This is a genomic window from Streptomyces katrae, from assembly GCF_000966975.1.
Taxonomy (GTDB): domain Bacteria; phylum Actinomycetota; class Actinomycetes; order Streptomycetales; family Streptomycetaceae; genus Streptomyces; species Streptomyces katrae.
Genome location: NZ_JZWV01000045.1, coordinates 1 through 339 on the forward strand (window position 1 = coordinate 1; position 339 = coordinate 339).

Annotated in this window: 1 protein-coding gene; it reads right to left on the minus strand. The window is 76.7% G+C overall.

Going from position 1 to position 339, the window contains the following annotated elements:
* Positions 1–339: DnaJ C-terminal domain-containing protein (locus VR44_RS02725; RefSeq protein ID WP_045945724.1), on the minus strand; the 339-nt coding region annotated here is incomplete at both ends.

Below are 339 nucleotides of genomic sequence, written 5' to 3' on the forward strand. Positions count from 1 at the left end.
CCCGCAGGTAGAGGTCGCCGGCCGGGCCGCCACCGCTTCCCGCGCCGCCTTCTCCGGCCAGCCGGATCCGCTGCCCGTCGGTCACGCCGGGCGGGACGTTCAGCTCGTAACTGCGGGGGCCGGCCCCGGTGTCGAGGGTGACGCGCCTGCGGCCGCCGGCGTACGCGTCCTCCACCTGGAGCGTGATCTCGGCCACCTGGTCGGTGCCCGGCGTCCGCCCGAAACCGCCCCGCTCCCCGCCCCGGCCGAACAGACCGCTGAGCAGGTCCTCGAAGTCCGTCCCGCCGAAGCCGCCACCGGGACCGCCCACGTCGAACCCGCCGTCGAAACCGCCGCCGA